This is a genomic window from Geomonas azotofigens (genome assembly GCF_018919395.1).
In the GTDB taxonomy this organism is placed as follows: domain Bacteria; phylum Desulfobacterota; class Desulfuromonadia; order Geobacterales; family Geobacteraceae; genus Geomonas; species Geomonas azotofigens.
In genome coordinates this window covers 518,662-536,118 of the sequence record NZ_JAHLME010000002.1, presented here as the reverse complement: position 1 = coordinate 536,118, position 17,457 = coordinate 518,662, and the positions used below count along the sequence as shown (strand labels likewise).

Sequence of the window (17,457 nt, the reverse complement as noted above, 5' to 3'; positions counted from 1 at the left end):
TAGCCTTTCCCTTCCCCTACAGAGAGCCGGTGGTTGGTGCAAACCGGTGAGGAAGCAGGTGAACTCGCCTTGGAGCCGTCGTGGTGAAGAACGGTCGTTCTATTTTCCTGAGATGGAAAACGATCGGTACTAGCCGCGGCCGTCGGCCCGCGTAAAGGGCGCAAGAGGTCCGTCTTGAGACGGATGAATGAGGGTGGTACCGCGGAAGCTTTCGAGAGCCTTCGCCCCTTACTGGGGCGGAGGCTTTTTTTATTTCGGCCTGCTGGTTTTTGCCACCTCGTCTGTTTTAATTAGCAGGCGGGGAAGGGCAGGCTAACGAGGCAGCATAACCACACAAGGGGGAAGCGCAAGTGAACAACACGGAACCGAAGACCATCAAGATCTTTGACACCACACTCAGAGACGGGGAGCAGTCCCCGGGCGCCAGCATGAACATCGAGGAGAAACTCCGCCTTGCCAAGCAGCTCCAGAAACTGAACGTGGACGTCATCGAGGCGGGTTTCCCGATCGCCTCCGAAGGGGATTTTGAGGCGGTGAAAAAGGTGGCCCAGACCATCAAGGGGCCGGAGATCGCCGGCCTTTGCCGCGCCGGTTTCAAGGACATCGATCGCGCCTGGGAGGCCCTCAAGTACGCCGAGGACAAGGGGCGCATCCACACCTTCATCGCCACCTCCGATATTCACATGAAGTACAAGCTGCAGATGACCCCGGCCCAGGTGCTGGAGGCCGCGGTGAAAGGGGTGAAGCGGGCGCGCTCCTACACGGCCAACGTCGAGTTCTCCTGCGAGGACGCGGTCCGCACCGATTTGAAATTCCTGGCCGAGGTGGTGGGCGCGGTCATCGACGCCGGCGCCACCGTGGTCAACATCCCCGATACCGTCGGCTACACCATCCCCTTCGAGTACTTCAACATCATCAAGTACCTGAAGGACAACGTGAAGAACATCGAGGACGCCATCATCTCTGTGCACTGCCACAACGACCTCGGCCTTTCGGTGGCCAACTCCATCGCCGCCGTCCAGGCGGGCGCGGGGCAGGTTGAGTGCACCATCAACGGGATCGGCGAGCGCGCCGGCAACTGCTCGCTGGAAGAGTTCGTCATGGCCATCAGGACCCGCGGCGACATTCTCCCCTTCAAGACCAACGTGGTCACCGAACAACTGACCCCGGCCAGCCGCCTGCTCACCCAGGTGACCGGCATCGCCGTGCAGCAGAACAAGGCCATCGTCGGCGCCAACGCCTTCGCCCACGAGGCGGGGATCCACCAGCACGGCATGCTGATGGACAAGTCGACCTACGAGATCATGACCCCCGAGTCGGTCGGCCTCAAGGCGAGCGCCCTGGTGCTCGGCAAGCATTCCGGCCGCCATGCCTTCAAGAAGAGACTGGAGGAGTTGGGGCACGACCTGGACGAGGAAGCGCTGAACAAGGCGTTTACCCGCTTCAAGGCACTGGCAGACCTGAAGAAGGAGGTCTACGACGAGGACCTCGACGCCATCGTCGCCGACCAGACCAAGAAGATCGACGAGAAGTACAAGCTCTCCCACATCACCGTGACCTGCGGTTCCTTCGCCGTCGCCACCGCCACCGTGCAGATGGAGATCGACGGCATGCAGGTGCGGACGGCAGAATTGGGCGACGGCCCGGTCGACGCGACGCTGAAGGCGATCAAGAAGCTCGCCAAGCGCGACGCGCAGCTTCTGCAGTACAACGTGGGCTCCATCACCGGCGGCACCGATGCCCTCGGTGAGGTCACGGTCCGCATCACCGAAGGGGAGCGCACCCCCGTCGTCGGCCGCGGTTCCTCCACCGACATCATCGAGGCGTCCGCCAAGGCGTACATCGACGCCCTGAACCGTCTCTACTTCGCCACCGAGCGCGACGTCGAGTCGCTGTAACAGAGACATTTTCTGCAGTCAAAAAATCCCACTGACACTATTAGTCAGTGGGATTTTTTTTATAGTGTACCTTATAGTACTCATACTTAATAATACTATTTAATAATATCGGGGCTGTGTGGTCTTTAATGACCATAACTAGCTGTAATGCTTATTGCGCTCGCAGCTGTGTTGTGATACCTATGTGCGATCTAATTTAGTTGGATTAACTAGATTGGAAACATATTTTAGGGGAGGATGGCATAATGAGATTAAGTTTAATCAAGAAGTTTGTCTGTGTTCTCTTGTCAATGCTTGTCATTGTCATGATGGCCGCATGTGGTGGCGGCGGTGGTGGTGCTGCGCAAACGGCAACAATCACTGGCTCGGCAACGTTTCCTGTTGCCGCAGATGTATTGGCAAAACGAGTTGCAGCAACTACTGATACCAGTGTCACCGTCAAGGCTTACAGCTTGGACGGCACCGAGGTAGCATCGGTCAACCCGACAACTGATGGTGGAAACACTTTCAGCTATTCCATCCCGGCACTTAAAACCGGCGTAGATTACGTCATAAAGGTCAAGCGTGGCTCCCAGGTCCTTAAAAAGCTTGTGGAAAAACAATTTGTGGTTCCTGGCACCATTGCGGGGCAGACCGTCGACGCTGTGTCCACTGCGGCTGTAGTCGTTGCTTCCCAAAAGCTTTCCACTTCTACCGCTACCGTTGTTCTCGGCGATCCCCTCCCCACCGGCGCAACCCTCGCCGTCGTGTCCAGTGGATTGACCACTATCAAGCCGGCTCTCATCGAAAGCAGCATTTCTGCCGCAGTCAACGGCGGCAGGGATGGCTTGGATGCGACCACCGTGAACTACGCTAACCTCTACAACCTCGTGGTTGTTGCAGTCAGCACTTCGCAGGTCGGTAACGTTGATGCGGTTCTTTCCGGTTCGGCTGTGGTGAACCAGGTGCCGGTGTTTAGTGCTGAAGCGCCTACTGCACCTGCTGTCTTCACCAATATCTCCAGCAGCAGTGCGAGCAACATTGCGACCCAAACCGGTGAGGCATATACCCCTCCGGCGACCAGCGTCGATACCGCTGAGATGTACGTTCAACAGGCAAAGCAGTACCTTGCTAAGCAGGACATCGCGCGGGCCAACAACAGCTTCGAACTTGCCCTCGCCGCTGATCCCAACAATGTCGACGCCAACGTCGGTGGTGCCATTACCGGTGGCCTGATGATCGCAGACAGCGCTGATTTCAAGGCAATAGCGGCGCGGTGGGAGATTGTTTACCCGTCGGTCACCCAGGTTATGCAGGGTGTAAGTCCTGTGCGTCTGCCGTTTGGGAATACGACTTCCTTTAGCTTTACCGGCGGGAAGTTCGTGACCGCCAAGAGAGTCGGCAAGTCTACTGCTAACACGGTTCCTACTGCTACCCGCGTGATGACGGCCCTGAAGGAAATGGCCGCTCTCATGCCGCAGCAAAAGGTGGGCTTCAAATCTGTTGCGAAGGAACTGGGTCTGGTTCCCACTAACGCTCCTACTGTGTCTGAAATGCAGGTTATGATCGACAACGTGATCATCCCTAAGTTCGACACGATGATCGCACGGTTGCAGAAAGCTGAGGCTGCTGCCGGGGCCACCTTCACCGTGACAGCCGCCATGCAGGGAAATCCCCTCTATGGGCAGGACGTAGTTCTTGGCACCGGTGAGTTTTACACCTTGGACGCAGCTCTGAACGTGCTGCAGACCATGTTCAAGTTCTCCACTGCCTACAACTTCGATGTGCCGTCCCCCTACACCTACGACACAATTGCACAGGACCCGCTGGCTATGATTAATAGCCCGAGCGTTTTCGTGCTCAAGGCGGATGGTAAAGCAAAGATGGCAGCCGCCCTTGCTTATGCGAAGAAGGCATCGGCACAATCCATTGCAGCTTTCAACATCATCAAGGCCAGAACTCTTGGGGCAGGAGCTATCGACGTCGCCACCTGGACTACTGTGGAAAAGCAGGACTTCTCCAACGCTCTTGACAACATCGCTGCAGCTCTTGCCGGCCCGGCAACCATCACTATTGATGGCGCGCAGGTAAGGATGGACGTAACCAAGTTCTTCACCAACCCGCTGACCAGGTCGAACCTGCCTACCTTCGCCTATGACCTAACCAGGAACGCCGATCTCTCCGCCAAATACCGCAACCCTGTTGCCGCAGAGTACACCAATTCAAGCATGGGCTACACTCAACCTGTGATATGCGACGTGTACCCCACCAGCGATCTGCCGGATTATACCCTGAACGGCATCTTCCCGGACAATACGGCAGCCAACAACATCGCCAACTTTAACGGCATCCTCCCCATGGCAGGCGGCAAAGTGCTGTCTCCTGCTCTGAATCAATATCCTTGGGGAGTAGCAAGCGACGGCACCAGCTTGTACGTCGTTGATTACGACACCCAAGCCGTTATCAAGAAAATTAATCCTGCTGACGGTTCAACTTCTGTGTATGCGCGGGGGACCGATTACCCAAACCTGCTTTTCTGGTATCAGAACCAACTCTTTACCGTGGCGGGGACGACAAATGGCACTGCCTTTGTTCCGATAGAGGTGTCAGGAGGTAACTTCACGTTCGGAGCTCCGGTCGCCACTGTCTCCGACTACAATAGCTGGATTACTGCCGTTACCGCAGATGGTGCTGACATCTACTATGTTAAAGGTACGTGGGATTCGCTCACCTATGCTGAGAGCCATGAAATCCATAAAGTAAGTGGTGGCAACGACACTGCGCTAGGTATTTTCCCAGGGTACACTGAGGCTCTGGCAGTTAGCAATGGCTACATTTATGCTGGCAGACATAAGTTCAGCCTGGCTACAAAGGCCCTCGTTGCTTCCTATGTTAACACCGACTTTAATGCTTACTTAGGCGGTTACTTCTACCATGTAAGAAACGACAGGCTGGTCAAGTTCTACGGGACCCCGACCAAGGGGTTGGCAAAATCCCTGCTGGGCTTCTTTTAACTGATGCACGTGCCGGGGCGGCGCAATGCCGCCCTGGCTTTTTCAAAGAATCACGAAGGCGCATTCAATGACCGTCAAGTTCTACTGTTTCCCCCTTCTTGCCAATCTGCTTTTGGTATCTCTTTTATTCATTGCCTGTCCCCGGCCGGCGTCCGCCCTCAGCGATCTCCTTGCCCGCACTCTTGTTGATGACGGAGTTTCCGCACTCGGGCGTGGCGGTATGGAGCCGCTACCCAGGCGCCAGGAAAGACTGGATTTCAGCTCCCCTATGTTTCTTGACAGCAAAGGCAAATATCGTGTTGAGGCTGCTTACGAATATCAGCCGACAGCCTATATCTACAGCGGTCGTTGGGAAGGGAGCAAAGCCACTTCAGATAAGCTGGAACTTGCCGGAGCTGCCCCTTTTACCACCTGGGGCGGCAACCTGGAAGGTAGCTTCGCGGCCGGCTATGGTTACCGCGCCGCCACTTTGCGTGCTGACAGTGACGTTGAAGAACTTCATTTTCACACCAACGACCATTTTGACTGGTTCGGTGCTGGGGCCTTATTGAAGTACCGGGACCGATTGTCGCTGGGGATTTCGCTGGTTGATTCGGATTATCGACGTCAGGTGGAAGTGCCGTGTGAGCTGGAATTGGGTGTGGCCCCATGGTTGAAACTTGGCTATAAACGCTCCTACATCGATTTTGCTTCCAATCTCGACGTCTCGATATCCGGCCATTACGGCAATTTGCCGCTGCACCTGGAGCAGGAGCTAAACCAGGTTAGCGGGAGTGTGGACTATAAGAACCTGCACCTGAAGTATTACCAGGATGTTCGCAATCCCAAAAACAGGGACGGTGAAGCGAGGCTGGACCTGCCGGGCGGATACTACCTGGTGGGTAGTTACTCCGATCTTGACGCGGACCTGATGGATGTGGAGTTCACTGCCGACGGGAATCCAGGGGGGAGACTCAAGGCCGGCTTACAGAAGAGGCAGTACCGTGTGGGCGCCGGATGGCAGGTGTCGGAGCGCTGGAGCGCGGAAATCAATTACCGGCGCATGGAACTCGACCTGGATGGCGGCGGTTATGCAAATTCACGCGCTGTAGTTGATTTCTGGCCATCGCTTCTGATCGGTAATTACAACTACATAGCCTCCGCCCGAATAGATTCCAGCCAGTACCACGCCTCCGCGGAATACCGGGGAGAGCGGTTCCATTTCAGTACCGGGCTTCAGTATCTGGATATACGACCAGCAGCCAAGATAGACTACTGGCGCAGCCAGTTCCTTGGATTAGGTACGGCGGGTGCCGGCACCACTGAGCTTGCCGTTGATAGAATTCAGATGCTGTTTTTGGCCTTCGGTGTAGGTTACCAGTTTGACAAGCTTCAACTTCGCTACGCATTTGGTCAATTCATTCCGTTCAATGCCCACGACAAGGAGCCGGAGCCGCCCACGCCCGACACAGGATCCGGAGATGGGGGCAATCCCTTTTCTTCTGCGTGGGACAAGGTCAGGCATTACCCAGGCGGCGGTGTACACAGGATCCAGCTCTCTGTTTCTTTCTGAACCATGAGGAGGCTGTTTTTCTTCGTAGCCTCCTGAAAGGAAACCCTCCCAATCACATTTCTTCTATACCTTTTACTGTAATTGTTTTTCCTGCTGCGAAATGTTAGTCTTCTTTTCTCTAAATCTTTTGCCTCACCATCCGATCCATTACAGGTGACAATCATGTCCAGCGGGATCCGCTTTTGCCTTGTCGCTCTGACTTTAGCCCTGACCTCTCTGACAGTGCACGCCTTCGCCAAGAAACCGGCGGAGCTGTGGGCCTTGTTTCACTTCGACGGTTCCGCTTTCGTAGCCGGTAAGCCTGCACCGCTGTCGCCCTTTGTCGCAGTGCGGGAAGGTTTCCTTCCGGTGGTCGAAACCAAGGAAGAGCGCATCACGGAGGCAAAACTGCCCGACGGTGCGGGGGCCCTGGTTGGCGTCTGCTACGTGCAGTCTTACGGCGGAAAGCTGAAACCGGCAGGGGGGTACCACCCTGTCCCGATGCTCGAGGTTCCCATCCTGGTTGACGGAAAACCGGCGGCAGCGGCGCAAACCGACGGTGACGGTTACTTCGTGACCGCGCTCCCCGCCGGCAGCTACCAGGTCGGTAACCAGCGGGTCGAGGTAAAGGTGGAAAACGGCAAAACAAGTTTCATCCCACTGCGCGTGGGGAAAAGGATGGTGGACTAGTGGCAAAACTTAGATCTGTTGGGTTACTCTGCTTGGCACTGCTCTTCCCGTCGGTCGTTTCCGCCTCGTCGCTGGATGATTACTACCTGTCGAAGTTCGGGCAGCAGGCCCAACTGGCCAAGGCACTGCAGAGCGTGTTTGGCGTTCAGAGCTATCACGCCGAACGCTGCCGCACTGATTTGTACCGTAACTTGAAGCGCGACTTCATTTCCCTGCAGCCGGCAACGCAGAAGACGCTGGCCAAGTACGTCGGAAGGCCGACGCTGTCGGGGCAGTCATCCCCCACGTCCTCTCCGAGCTACAGTTCGGCGCACTTTACCGTCCACTACACCACAACAGGCGCCGACGCTCCCGACCTCACCGACCTCGATGCCGACAGCGTGCCTGACCATGTGGAGCGGGTCGCGGCGGTGTTCGAGGAGGTCTACGCCGCCGAGGTCACCACCATGGGATACCGTCCTCCCCCGGTAACATCGAAATACGACGTCTACCTTCAGGACCTTACCACGCAGCAAGCCTACGGGTTTACCTCTGAAGACCGGGTTCCTACTGCGCCGGCTGTCTCTGTCGGAAGTTACATACAGATCGACAAGGCGTTCAGTGACTCCATGTTCACGGTCAACGGTCTCTACACTGCGGACCAGATGCTTCAGATAACGGCGGCTCACGAATTCCACCACGCCATCCAGTTCGGCTATAACTATTACTTCGACATCTGGTACGGCGAGGCCACCTCCACCTGGATGGAAGACCAGGTCTACGATGGCGTCAACCAGTGCTACAGCTACCTCACCGACTATGTGCCGCTTGGCTCCACCATTTCGCTCAATGCAGCTCTCAACGGCGGCTCCGAATACGGCCGCTGGATATTCAACCGTCACCTGGCGGAACAGCACGACACCCAGAACACCTCGGTGGTCCGCTCCATCTGGGAAAAACTCGGTACCCTCACGCCAACCAGCAGCCCGAAGACCTCCGCCGGTGACCTGCAGATGCCGCCGGTGATCGATTCGGTGCTGGTGAACTCGTACGGCAGTTCCCTGGCCGCAGACTTACTGGGCTTTGCCAAGAAGGTTTATGCTGGGAACTGGTCAAGCCATGTTGCCGACCTCAACAGGATCCCGCCCGCCAGCATCGCCGCTAGCTATTCAAGCTATCCCGTCACTTCCCACGTGGTGACGATGCCGCATTATACCTTCGCCTTTTACCGGTTCATCCCGTCGGCCGGTGTCGCGAACCTCACAGTCTCCGTAGCCAAAACCACCGGTGTCCAGGTGTCGGTACTGAAGAAGTCTGGCGGCGTGGTCAGCGAGATTGCAGCAGATGTTGGTGGAGCTTCCTATACAGTGGCCGGCTTCGGTTCCCTCAACCCAGCTGCCGACGAGGTGGTGCTGGCGGTTGCCAATACCACCGACGTCGATGGGCACCAAGTCAGTTTCAGTACCGACGGCAGTACCTCGACTACCGCCGAACCCGGTGGAAACAGTGGCGGAAGCACTGGAGGAACCACAGGCGGAAGTAGCACCGGTGGTGGCGGGGGAGGGTGCTTCATCGCGACGGCGGCATACGGCAGCTACCTGCACCCGAAGGTCGCCGAACTCAGGGCGTTCCGGGACCACTACCTTATGACCAATGCTCCCGGGCGACTCTTCGTGGCTGCCTATTACCGGCTGAGCCCACCGATCGCGGACGTGATCGCTCGGCACGAGTGGATGAAGAGCGGGGTGCGCGGCCTGTTGCTGCCGCTGATCTTCGCGGTCGAACACCCGGCGGCGGCGCTGGGGCTGCTGCTGTTGGTGCTGGGGGCGTCTCTGCGGTGGGGCGTGCTTTACTTGAAGGGGAGGGCTCGGCAAGCTGCAGCGGCCTGAGCGTTCAGATCGCAGATGGGATGTGGGCTTTGAAAAGCCGGGCGAATGATTATTCGCCCCTACAGGGGGGCACCCGTACGATAGTGAGTTTCATCTTAATGACACGTCGGGTTTCACGACAAAAAAAGGCCCCGCCGGAATTCCGGCGGGGCCTTTTGACGCACGAGGCTAAATATTAGCCCAGCTTCTTGACGTTGGCGGCCTGCAGACCTTTCGGACCGTTGGTCACGTCAAAGGAGACAGACTCCCCTTCAGCCAGGGACTTGAAGCCTTCCCCGGTGATCGCGGAGAAGTGCACGAACACGTCCTCGCCGTTCTCCTGCTCGATGAAGCCGAATCCTTTCGCGTCGTTGAACCATTTAACTTTGCCCTGTGCCATTTTCCTGCCTCCTTTTCTAACCTCCGGTACTCTGCCGGATCTACGTTTGATGCTGCAATTTCCGGAAGGTTCTTGGGCTGGAAATGGCTCAAAGTGGCAGTAACCCTTTGGCTTTTCGGCGCGGCAAACTTCCAGAACTAGCTGCTGGAATAAAAATTAACATCGTGTAATAACCTTGTCAAGAAAATATTTACAAAACGTTTTTTCAAAGAGCCTCTACTAAAAGGTGTTTAACCTCCTAATGAAGGCTATCAGCAGGCCGTAGTGCTGGTGGTGGAACCGGAAAGCGATGCGCGGCAATTCAAGGAGATCCGGCTCGTCGGCCTCCTCAGGGCGGGCGCTAATGAGCTCGATGCGGCTCCCCTCTAATCTCAATTCCGGGAATTCGTTTTCCAGCATCTCGATCTGTTCAGGCGTGAGAACCTTGTTGAGCCGGATGATGAGCTCGCCGTTGACGAAGCGAATAGAATGGTAGTTGGCGTAGAAGTCGTCGATGACCTGGACCGCCTCTTCATAGCTCTTGGTGATGGTGAAGATGGAAAAATCCTCGGCCGAGATGAAGCCCATAACCAGCAGTCGTTCCTTGATGAAGCGGAAGAAGTGTTCCCAGTACCCTTCCTCGTCGTCGACCAGAACCAGCGGTTTGGGGCTGGTCTTGCCGGTTTGTACCAGGGTGAAGACCTCCATCGCCTCGTCCAGGGTGCCGAAGCCGCCCGGGAACACCGCGATGGCGTCGGATTCCTTTACGAAAGCGACCTTGCGGTTAAAGAAGTACTTGTAGGTGATCAGCCTGGGGTTCTTCAGCATGATCGGGTTGGCGCTCTGCTCGAAGGGGAGCTTGATGTTGGCGGCGAAGGAGCTCTCGCTCCCGGCGCCCTCGTTGCCCGCCTGCATGATGCCGCCTCCGCCGCCGGTGATGATCATGTATCCCTTTTCCGCCAGGAGCCGGCTGAACTTGATGCACTTCTGGTACATCTCTTCCTCTGGGAGGGTGCGCGCCGAGCCGAAGATGGTGACCTTCTTCTTGTGTCGGTAGGGGGCGAACACCGTGGTGGTGTAGCGCATCTCCTTCATGGTGTTGCTCAAAAGCTTAAGGTCCGCCAGGTAGCTCGTGTCTTGTCCCGCCTTGAGCGCGGCGATGATCATCTCCCGTGTCTGCTCGGGGTGGTGCACCCCTCCGGCCTTCTGCATCAGATCGTCAATCATCTGGTCGATTTCACTGTTTGTTCTGTTGAAACGAAGTTGCATAGGAGGCTCCCTGTTGGATTGAGGCGGCCATTATAGCACGGGTATATCTACAGGCAAATGTTTAATAACATTGAACAATTATTAGTTTGATTTGTTGCTGTTATTTTATTATCTTGGCTGCTGTGAAAAACCATTCCAACCTTTAAAAGGAAGCGCAATTTATGGGTATGACTACGGCTCAAAAGATATTCGCGGCCCATCTGGTTGATGAGCCTTTTGCAGGAACGAAAGTGCTCGGCATCGACGTGGTGATGTGCCACGAGATCACCACCCCCATCGCCATCGCCGACCTCATGGCGCGCGGCAAGGACCGGGTCTTCGACAACACCAAGATCAAGGCGGTCATCGACCACGTCACCCCGAGCAAGGACTCCAAGACCGCCACCCAGGCCAAGATGCTCAGGGACTGGGCGCGCCGCCACGATATCAAGGACTTCTTCGACATCGGCGCCAACGGCGTCTGCCACGCGCTGTTCCCGGAGAAGGGGTTCATCCGCCCGGGCAACACCGTGATCATGGGTGATTCCCATACCTGCACCCACGGCGCCTTCGGCGCCTTCGCCGCCGGCGTCGGCACCACCGACCTCGAGGTGGGGATCCTCAAGGGTGTCTGCGCCTTCCGCGAGCCCAAGACCATCAGGATCAACCTAAACGGCACCCTTCCCAAGGGGGTCTACGCCAAGGACGCCATCCTGCGCGTCATCGGCGAGCTGACCGTGAACGGCGCCACCGACCGCGTCATCGAGTTCGGCGGCCCCATCGTCGACGGCATGACCATGGAGTCCAGGATGACCCTGTGCAACATGGCCATCGAGGCGGGCGGCACCTCCGGCATCTGCGCCCCGGACCGCGTCACCGTGGATTACCTCTGGCCCTTCATCTCCGACTCCTTCGCTTCCAAGGAAGCGGCGGTCGCCGAGTACAGCAAGTGGGCCTCCGACGCCGATGCCGAGTACGACAAGGTGATCGACCTCGATCTCTCCAACCTGACTCCGCTCTGCACCTTCGGCTACAAGCCGGACCAGGTTAAGAGCATCGACGAGATGGCCGGCCAGCCGGTGGACCAGATCTACCTCGGCTCCTGCACCAACGGCCGTCTCGAGGACCTGAGGGTCGCCGCCCAGATCCTCAAGGGTAAAAAGATCGCCCCGACCGTGCGCGCCATCCTTTCCCCGGCAACGCCGCAGATCTACAAGGACGCGGTGGCCGAGGGGCTGATCCAGATCTTCATGGACGCGGGCTTCTGCGTCACCAACCCGACCTGCGGCGCCTGCTTGGGCATGAGTAACGGCGTCCTGGCCGAGGGCGAGGTCTGCGCCTCCACCACCAACCGCAACTTCATGGGGAGGATGGGCAAGGGGGGCATGGTGCACCTGCTCTCGCCGGCGACCGCCGCCGCCTCCGCCATCGAAGGCAAACTTGCCGACCCGCGCAAGTACTTGTAAGAAATTGACAATGGACAATTGACATCTGACAACGACCAAGCGTCGTTGCCGTTGACCAGGGACCATTGACACACACTGACAACGAAAATGCGGGAGCTCCCGCTAGACTAGGAGATCGATATGAAAACATTTGGCGGCCCGGCCCTTTTCCTGGACCGTAGCGACATAAACACCGACGAGATCATCCCGGCCAAGTACCTCACCGAGATCACCAAGGAGGACTTGAAGCCGTACCTCCTGGAAGACCTCAAACTCCCGGGCTTTGACCCCAAAAGCGACAAGACCTTCGGCGCCGGCGCCGTTGTGACCCGCGCCAACTTCGGCTGCGGCTCCTCACGCGAGCACGCCCCCTGGGTCTTCGAGGTGAACGGCATCAACGTGGTCATCGCCCAGTCCTTCGCCAGGATCTTCCGCCAGAACATGTTCAACTGCGGCATGGCGGCCATCGAACTCTCCCCGGAGAAGATCGACCAGCTCTTCAGCTACGCCGGCGCTGTCGACGCCGCGATCGAGGTGGACGTGGCCAATACCACCCTCACTGTCAAAGGCGGGGGACGGGAGGAGTCGATGCAGTTCGAAATCTCTCCGTTCGACAAGGCGCTGGTTCTTGCCGGCGGCTGGGTTGACTACGCCGACAGCAAGTACTGATAGGTCTGGTATTCAAAGCACATCATCATCCGACGAGGCAGGAGACTGACGTTTCCTGCCTCGCTCTTTTTCGCCTCAATGCTGGACATTTCGCGAAGAAGTGGCATAACTTTCGCGTGGTGTTAATGATCTAGGCTGCAGGTGTCGAAATTGTCTTGAGACTACTCCATCAGATTCATTCCAGCCTCCATCGGGACTATATTTTGATTGACTATGCTTGATTGCAGCAGTTACTATCCGAAATCCAATACAATATTTGAGTCAGTAAGAGGTACATGACACGTTCCACGCCGTCCATAACTGCATTGTCCGCCCTGCTATTCGTGGCAACCGTTGCTTGTGCCGAACCACAGCCCGAGTCACAGCCGGTACCGAGGTCTGAGCCTCCGGCCGCGCAGAAGGCCGAGCAGGTGTCCGAGCCGAAGGCCGATAAGGCGTCCGGGCAGAAAGGGACCATCTTCACCCTGTGGCCCCTGATCGACTATCGCGAGAGCCCCAAGGAGCGCTTCAGCAACCTCGCCATCTTAGGTCCCCTTTTCAAGTACCAGAGAAACGGTGATGACAGGGATATCGCCCTGCGTCCGCTGTTCTACCGGACCGAACGCGCTGAGGATCGTGCTTCCTCTTCCTATTACCTTTATCCGGTGGCGACCCAGGAAAAGACTCCCGAGACCGACAACTTCGAAGTGCTGCAGCTGTTCAGGACCTCCAGCTACCGCAAGCAGGAGTCGGAACCGGAGCGGGAAAAGTCGACCATGCTGTTTCCGTTCTACATCTCCGGGGACTCCAAGCGGCACGGCCACTATCGCGCCTTCTTTCCGATCTACGGAAACATCTATGACCGGTTCTGGCGCGACGAGTACCACTTCGTGATGTTCCCGCTCTACGGCAGCACGGTGAAGAAGGGGACCACCACCAGGCACTACCTCTGGCCCATCTTCGCCACCACCTCCGGTGATAACGAGTCCGGCTTCGACGTCTTCCCGCTCTACGGCCAGTCGCACAAGACCGGCGTGTACGAGAAGCGTTTTGTGCTGTGGCCCTTCTACACCTCGGAGAGCACCGGGCTCAACACGGATAACCCGACCCGGAGGAAGTTCATCTTCCCGCTCTATGCCTCGACCGATTCGCCCAAGAAGACCTCGCGCAGCTACCTGTGGCCTTTCTTTGGCTACACCGAGGACCGCGGCAAGAAGCAGGAGGAGGTCGACTACTTCTGGCCCTTCATCACCAAGGTGCGCGGCGAGAAGAAGAGCAGCGACACCTTTCTCCCGTTCTACTCGCACGAGGTCTTTTCCGGCGGCGAGAAGAGCTGGTATCTCTGGCCCTTGTACAGGCATGAGGAGCTGAAATCCGAGAACTTCAGCCAGGACCAGGACCGGGTCCTCTTCTTCCTGTACCGGGATAACCACGAGTTCTGGCCCAAAGACGGCAACGAGCGGCGCCGCACCACCATGTGGCCACTGTTCTTGTATCGCAAGAGCCCCGAGGGGGTCTCTTCCTTCTCCTTCCCCGCCCCGGTCGAGTCGATCCTGGACAAGGAAGGGATCGAGAAGGATTGGGCACCTTTGTGGCGCATCTACCAGAGACGCTGGGACCAGGGGGGCAACTCCACGTCGACCCTGCTCTGGAACCTGTTCTGGCATGAACGGCGCGGCAACGACCTCGCCTACGAGTTCTTCCCATTCATCTCCTACCGCGACACGGCCAGGGAGAGGGAACTGAAATTCCTGAAGGGGCTGGTAAGCCTGAAACGAGATGGCGGGCAAGAGGAGTTGAGCCTCTTCTGGCTCCCCTTCGGACTGAAATGGGGGGATAAGTGAGCCAAGTTTTCGAACCGCTAGGCAAGAGGGTGCTCTACTTCTACCAGGTGCTGGGGGAGATGACCATCCTCATGGGGAAGGTCGTGTACTTCATACGCGAGGCGCCCCGCAATATCCCGAGCATCCTGACCCAGATGGCAATCGTCGGCTGGGACACCCTGCCCGTCGCATCGGTCATGGCCTTTTTCGTGGGGATGGTGCTCGCCCTGCAGACCGGGGTGGAGTTGCAGAAGTACGGCGGCCAGAACATCATCGGGGCCATCGTGGGCCATTCCATGGTGCGCGAACTGGGGCCGGTCATGACCAGCTTCCTGGTCGCCGGGCGCTGCGGCTCGGCCATGGCCGCCGAACTGGGTGTCATGACCGTGTACGAGGAAATCGACGCACTGAAGACCCTGGACATCGACCCGGTGCGGTATCTCGCCATGCCGCGCTTCATCGCCTGCATCATCTGCGTTCCCGCCCTGGTGCTCTACTCGGACCTGATCGGCATCATCGGGGGGGCGTTGATCAGCAACCTGCACCCGCAGATCTTCGTCTCGTACGCGACCTACTACGACAGCCTCACCGCCGCCCTCAAGATGAAGGAGATCGGCATCGGTCTCACCAAGTCCATGTGCTTTGGCGGCATCATCGCCCTGGTCTGCTGCTACGTCGGCTTCGCCACCTCGGGGGGCGCCCGGGGCATCGGCCAGTCCACCACAAGGTCCGTCGTGCTCTCGTTCATGCTGATCCTGGTCGCCGACTACGTCCTGACCAGGCTGCTCATGTAGCACTTTTACGTTTTCCGTTTCCGGAGGAAGAGATATATGGCTCTATCAGTAGAGAAAAAGGTCGGCATGTTCTTCGTGTTCGGTCTCATCATCCTGGGCGTGCTGCTCGAGGTTGGGGAGAAGTGGAACCCCTTTGAGAAGAAGATCATGTACCGGACCTACCTCACCAGCATCACCGGCCTCAAGGTGGGCGACCCGGTCCGCCTGGCGGGGGTCGATGTCGGGCGCATCACCAAGATCATCGTCTTGAACGACAAGATAGAGATCGACTTCGAGGTGAAACCTGGCACCCGCATCAAGGTAGACACCGTGGCGGGCTTAAGGCTCACCAACCTCCTGGGCGGGCAGTTCCTGGGGCTTTCCTTCGGCTCGCCCAACGGTGCGCTTCTTCCCGAGGGGGGGACGGTGCGCGGCAAGGATGTCGCCAACATAGACATCATCGTGGACAACCTCTCGGACGTGGTGAAGGACACCAAGGTCCTCATCAACAACCTGAACAAGAACCAGGAGGACGTGCTGAAGAAGGTGTCGGGGATGCTGGATGAGAACCGCGGCAACCTGAGGGACGCCATCTCCAACATCAGCAGCATCACCGGCAAGATGGACCGCGGCGAAGGCTCGCTGGCCATGCTCCTGAACGACCGGAAGCTCTACGACGATGCCTCCAGCGCGGTGAGCAGCCTCAGGGTGGTCTCCACCAAGATAGAGAAGGGGGAGGGGACGCTCGGCAAGCTGGTCAACGACGAGACCGTCTACAACGACGCCTCCGCCCTGATCAAGGACCTCCGCAGCGGTGTGAAGGACCTGAACGCGGGCATGAAAGACGTGAAGGACATCACCGCCAAGATCAACAAGGGCGAAGGGACCCTGGGCAAGCTCGTCTACGACGACAGCCTCTACACCGAACTGCGCGACGCCTCCAAGAACGTGAAGGAAATCACCCAGAAGATCAACTCCGGCCAGGGGACCATCGGCAAACTGGTCAACGAGGACCAGCTCTACCGCGACACGACGGCTACCCTCAAGAAGGCGGAACGCGCCATGGAGGGACTGGGGGACACCGGTCCGATCTCGGTGCTCGGCTCCATCGTCGGGACCCTGTTCTAACACCAAAACAACAGTGCTGGCGGCGTGGGGACGGAACTATTCCGCCCCCACGTTTGCGTGACGCCGCCTTTTTCTCAAGGAGCTCTCCGGCATGACCCATATCCTCGATATCGCGGTGGGGACCTTCACCATGCGTCCCTATGTCTTCGCCTTTTTCGCCGTCTACCTCGTGGCGGCGGTGCTGCACCTGGGGTGGAAAAAGACCATCTGGTTCACCGTCTGCGGCTACCTGGTGGCCTTCGCCTCCGAGTTTTCCTCCATCAACACCGGCTTTCCCTACGGCTGGTACTACTACGTGGACGTCACCCGCGACCGGGAACTCTGGATCGCCGGCGTCCCCTTCTTCGACTCGCTTTCCTATGTCTTTTTGACCTACTGCAGCTACGCCACCGCCCTGTTGGTCCTGGCGCCCGCCAAGCGGGTCAAGGGGGACCTGGTCCTCTTGGAGACCGGCCGCATCCGGCGCTCCTTCGCGGTGCTTCTGCTCGGCTCGCTGTTCCAGGTGTTCCTCGACATCGTCACCGACCCGGTTGCCCTGCAGGGGAGCCGGTGGTTCCTGGGGCGCATCTACGGCTACCGCGAGGTCGGCACCCATTTCGGCATCCCCATGTCCAACTACTTCGGGTGGTGGCTGGTGAGCGCGCTGCTGGTACTGGTGCTGCAGTTGATCGACCGCCTCTGCTCGGCAAAGGAGCGTCCCGCCGGGGTCGGCGCGGCACCGTACCGCTCGCTGTACGGCCCCTTTCTCTACCTCTGCGTGATAGCCTTCAACCTCGGGGTCACCTTCTACATCGGCGAGAACCTGATGGGGCTCACCGGCATCTTCATCTTCACCCTGCCGGTGGTGATGGCCGTGGTGCTCTTTCGTCAGAAGCTGGACCGCTACCACAAGGACGAGCTCGCCGCCCACCTGGCCGACTATCCCTGGTCTCCGGCCGCTTCGGGAGCCGGCGGCCGCACTCAGGCAAAATGAAATTCATCCAACGCTTGTTTGAACGGGATGCCGCCTGTGGTATCCCTGTAGGGGCGAATGATCATTCGCCCGTCTTGTCCC

Annotated in this window: 13 protein-coding genes and 1 other annotated feature (1 of these 14 only partly in view); of the genes, 11 read left to right on the top strand and 2 right to left on the bottom strand. The window is 58.0% G+C overall.

Annotated elements, in window-relative coordinates:
* Positions 1-232 (top strand) — a binding site (T-box leader) (it extends 23 nt beyond the left edge of the window).
* Positions 233-350: 118 nt separating this feature from the next.
* The 5 genes from KOL99_RS07340 (at position 351) to KOL99_RS07320 (ending at position 8,980) form a co-directional block, all read left to right on the top strand.
* On the top strand, positions 351-1,898 hold the full coding sequence (locus tag KOL99_RS07340; protein ID WP_216509822.1) for a 2-isopropylmalate synthase: 1,548 nt from the start codon (positions 351-353) through the stop codon (positions 1,896-1,898).
* Between the two features lie 245 nt (positions 1,899-2,143).
* Positions 2,144-4,891: a tetratricopeptide repeat protein gene (locus KOL99_RS07335; protein ID WP_216509821.1), complete on the top strand. Its 2,748-nt coding sequence runs from the start codon at positions 2,144-2,146 to the stop codon at positions 4,889-4,891.
* A 67-nt stretch (positions 4,892-4,958) separates the two neighbouring features.
* On the top strand, positions 4,959-6,443 hold the full coding sequence (locus tag KOL99_RS07330; protein WP_216509820.1) for a hypothetical protein: 1,485 nt from the start codon (positions 4,959-4,961) through the stop codon (positions 6,441-6,443).
* A gap of 162 nt (positions 6,444-6,605) precedes the next feature.
* Positions 6,606-7,112 carry a hypothetical protein gene (locus KOL99_RS07325; RefSeq protein ID WP_216509819.1) on the top strand — a complete coding sequence of 169 codons (507 nt, stop codon included), beginning with the start codon at positions 6,606-6,608 and terminating at the stop codon, positions 7,110-7,112.
* Positions 7,113-7,144: 32 nt separating this feature from the next.
* Positions 7,145-8,980 carry an MXAN_6640 family putative metalloprotease gene (locus tag KOL99_RS07320; RefSeq protein WP_236025878.1) on the top strand — a complete coding sequence of 612 codons (1,836 nt, stop codon included), beginning with the start codon at positions 7,145-7,147 and terminating at the stop codon, positions 8,978-8,980.
* Between the two features lie 175 nt (positions 8,981-9,155).
* Here KOL99_RS07320 and KOL99_RS07315 read toward each other — a convergent pair whose 3' ends face one another.
* Together KOL99_RS07315 and KOL99_RS07310 are read right to left on the bottom strand one after the other, a co-directional pair.
* Entirely contained in the window at positions 9,156-9,359 is a 204-nt protein-coding gene (locus KOL99_RS07315) for a cold-shock protein (RefSeq protein WP_183350568.1), read from the bottom strand.
* Positions 9,360-9,578: 219 nt separating this feature from the next.
* On the bottom strand, positions 9,579-10,607 hold the full coding sequence (locus tag KOL99_RS07310; RefSeq protein ID WP_216509817.1) for an LOG family protein: 1,029 nt from the start codon (positions 10,605-10,607) through the stop codon (positions 9,579-9,581).
* A 161-nt stretch (positions 10,608-10,768) separates the two neighbouring features.
* Here KOL99_RS07310 and KOL99_RS07305 point away from each other — a divergent pair, with 161 nt between their 5' ends.
* From KOL99_RS07305 to KOL99_RS07280, 6 genes are all read left to right on the top strand, one after another.
* Positions 10,769-12,052, top strand: coding sequence for a 3-isopropylmalate dehydratase large subunit (locus KOL99_RS07305; RefSeq protein ID WP_216509816.1), 1,284 nt, complete (start codon positions 10,769-10,771; stop codon positions 12,050-12,052).
* Positions 12,053-12,172: 120 nt separating this feature from the next.
* Positions 12,173-12,700 carry a 3-isopropylmalate dehydratase small subunit gene (locus KOL99_RS07300; protein WP_216509815.1) on the top strand — a complete coding sequence of 176 codons (528 nt, stop codon included), beginning with the start codon at positions 12,173-12,175 and terminating at the stop codon, positions 12,698-12,700.
* Positions 12,701-13,110: 410 nt separating this feature from the next.
* A complete protein-coding gene (locus KOL99_RS07295; RefSeq protein WP_328759954.1) occupies positions 13,111-14,523 on the top strand; it encodes a hypothetical protein in 1,413 nt (470 codons plus the stop codon).
* The gene (locus tag KOL99_RS07290) at positions 14,520-15,296 is read left to right on the top strand and encodes an MlaE family ABC transporter permease (RefSeq protein ID WP_216509814.1); all 777 of its coding nucleotides are present in this window, start codon (positions 14,520-14,522) and stop codon (positions 15,294-15,296) included. Before KOL99_RS07295 ends, KOL99_RS07290 begins: the two co-directional genes overlap by 4 nt.
* Before the next feature lie 36 nt (positions 15,297-15,332).
* Entirely contained in the window at positions 15,333-16,403 is a 1,071-nt protein-coding gene (locus KOL99_RS07285) for an MlaD family protein (protein ID WP_216509813.1), read from the top strand.
* Positions 16,404-16,494: 91 nt separating this feature from the next.
* A complete protein-coding gene (locus tag KOL99_RS07280) occupies positions 16,495-17,376 on the top strand; it encodes a carotenoid biosynthesis protein (protein ID WP_216509812.1) in 882 nt (293 codons plus the stop codon).
* Positions 17,377-17,457 lie beyond the last annotated feature (81 nt).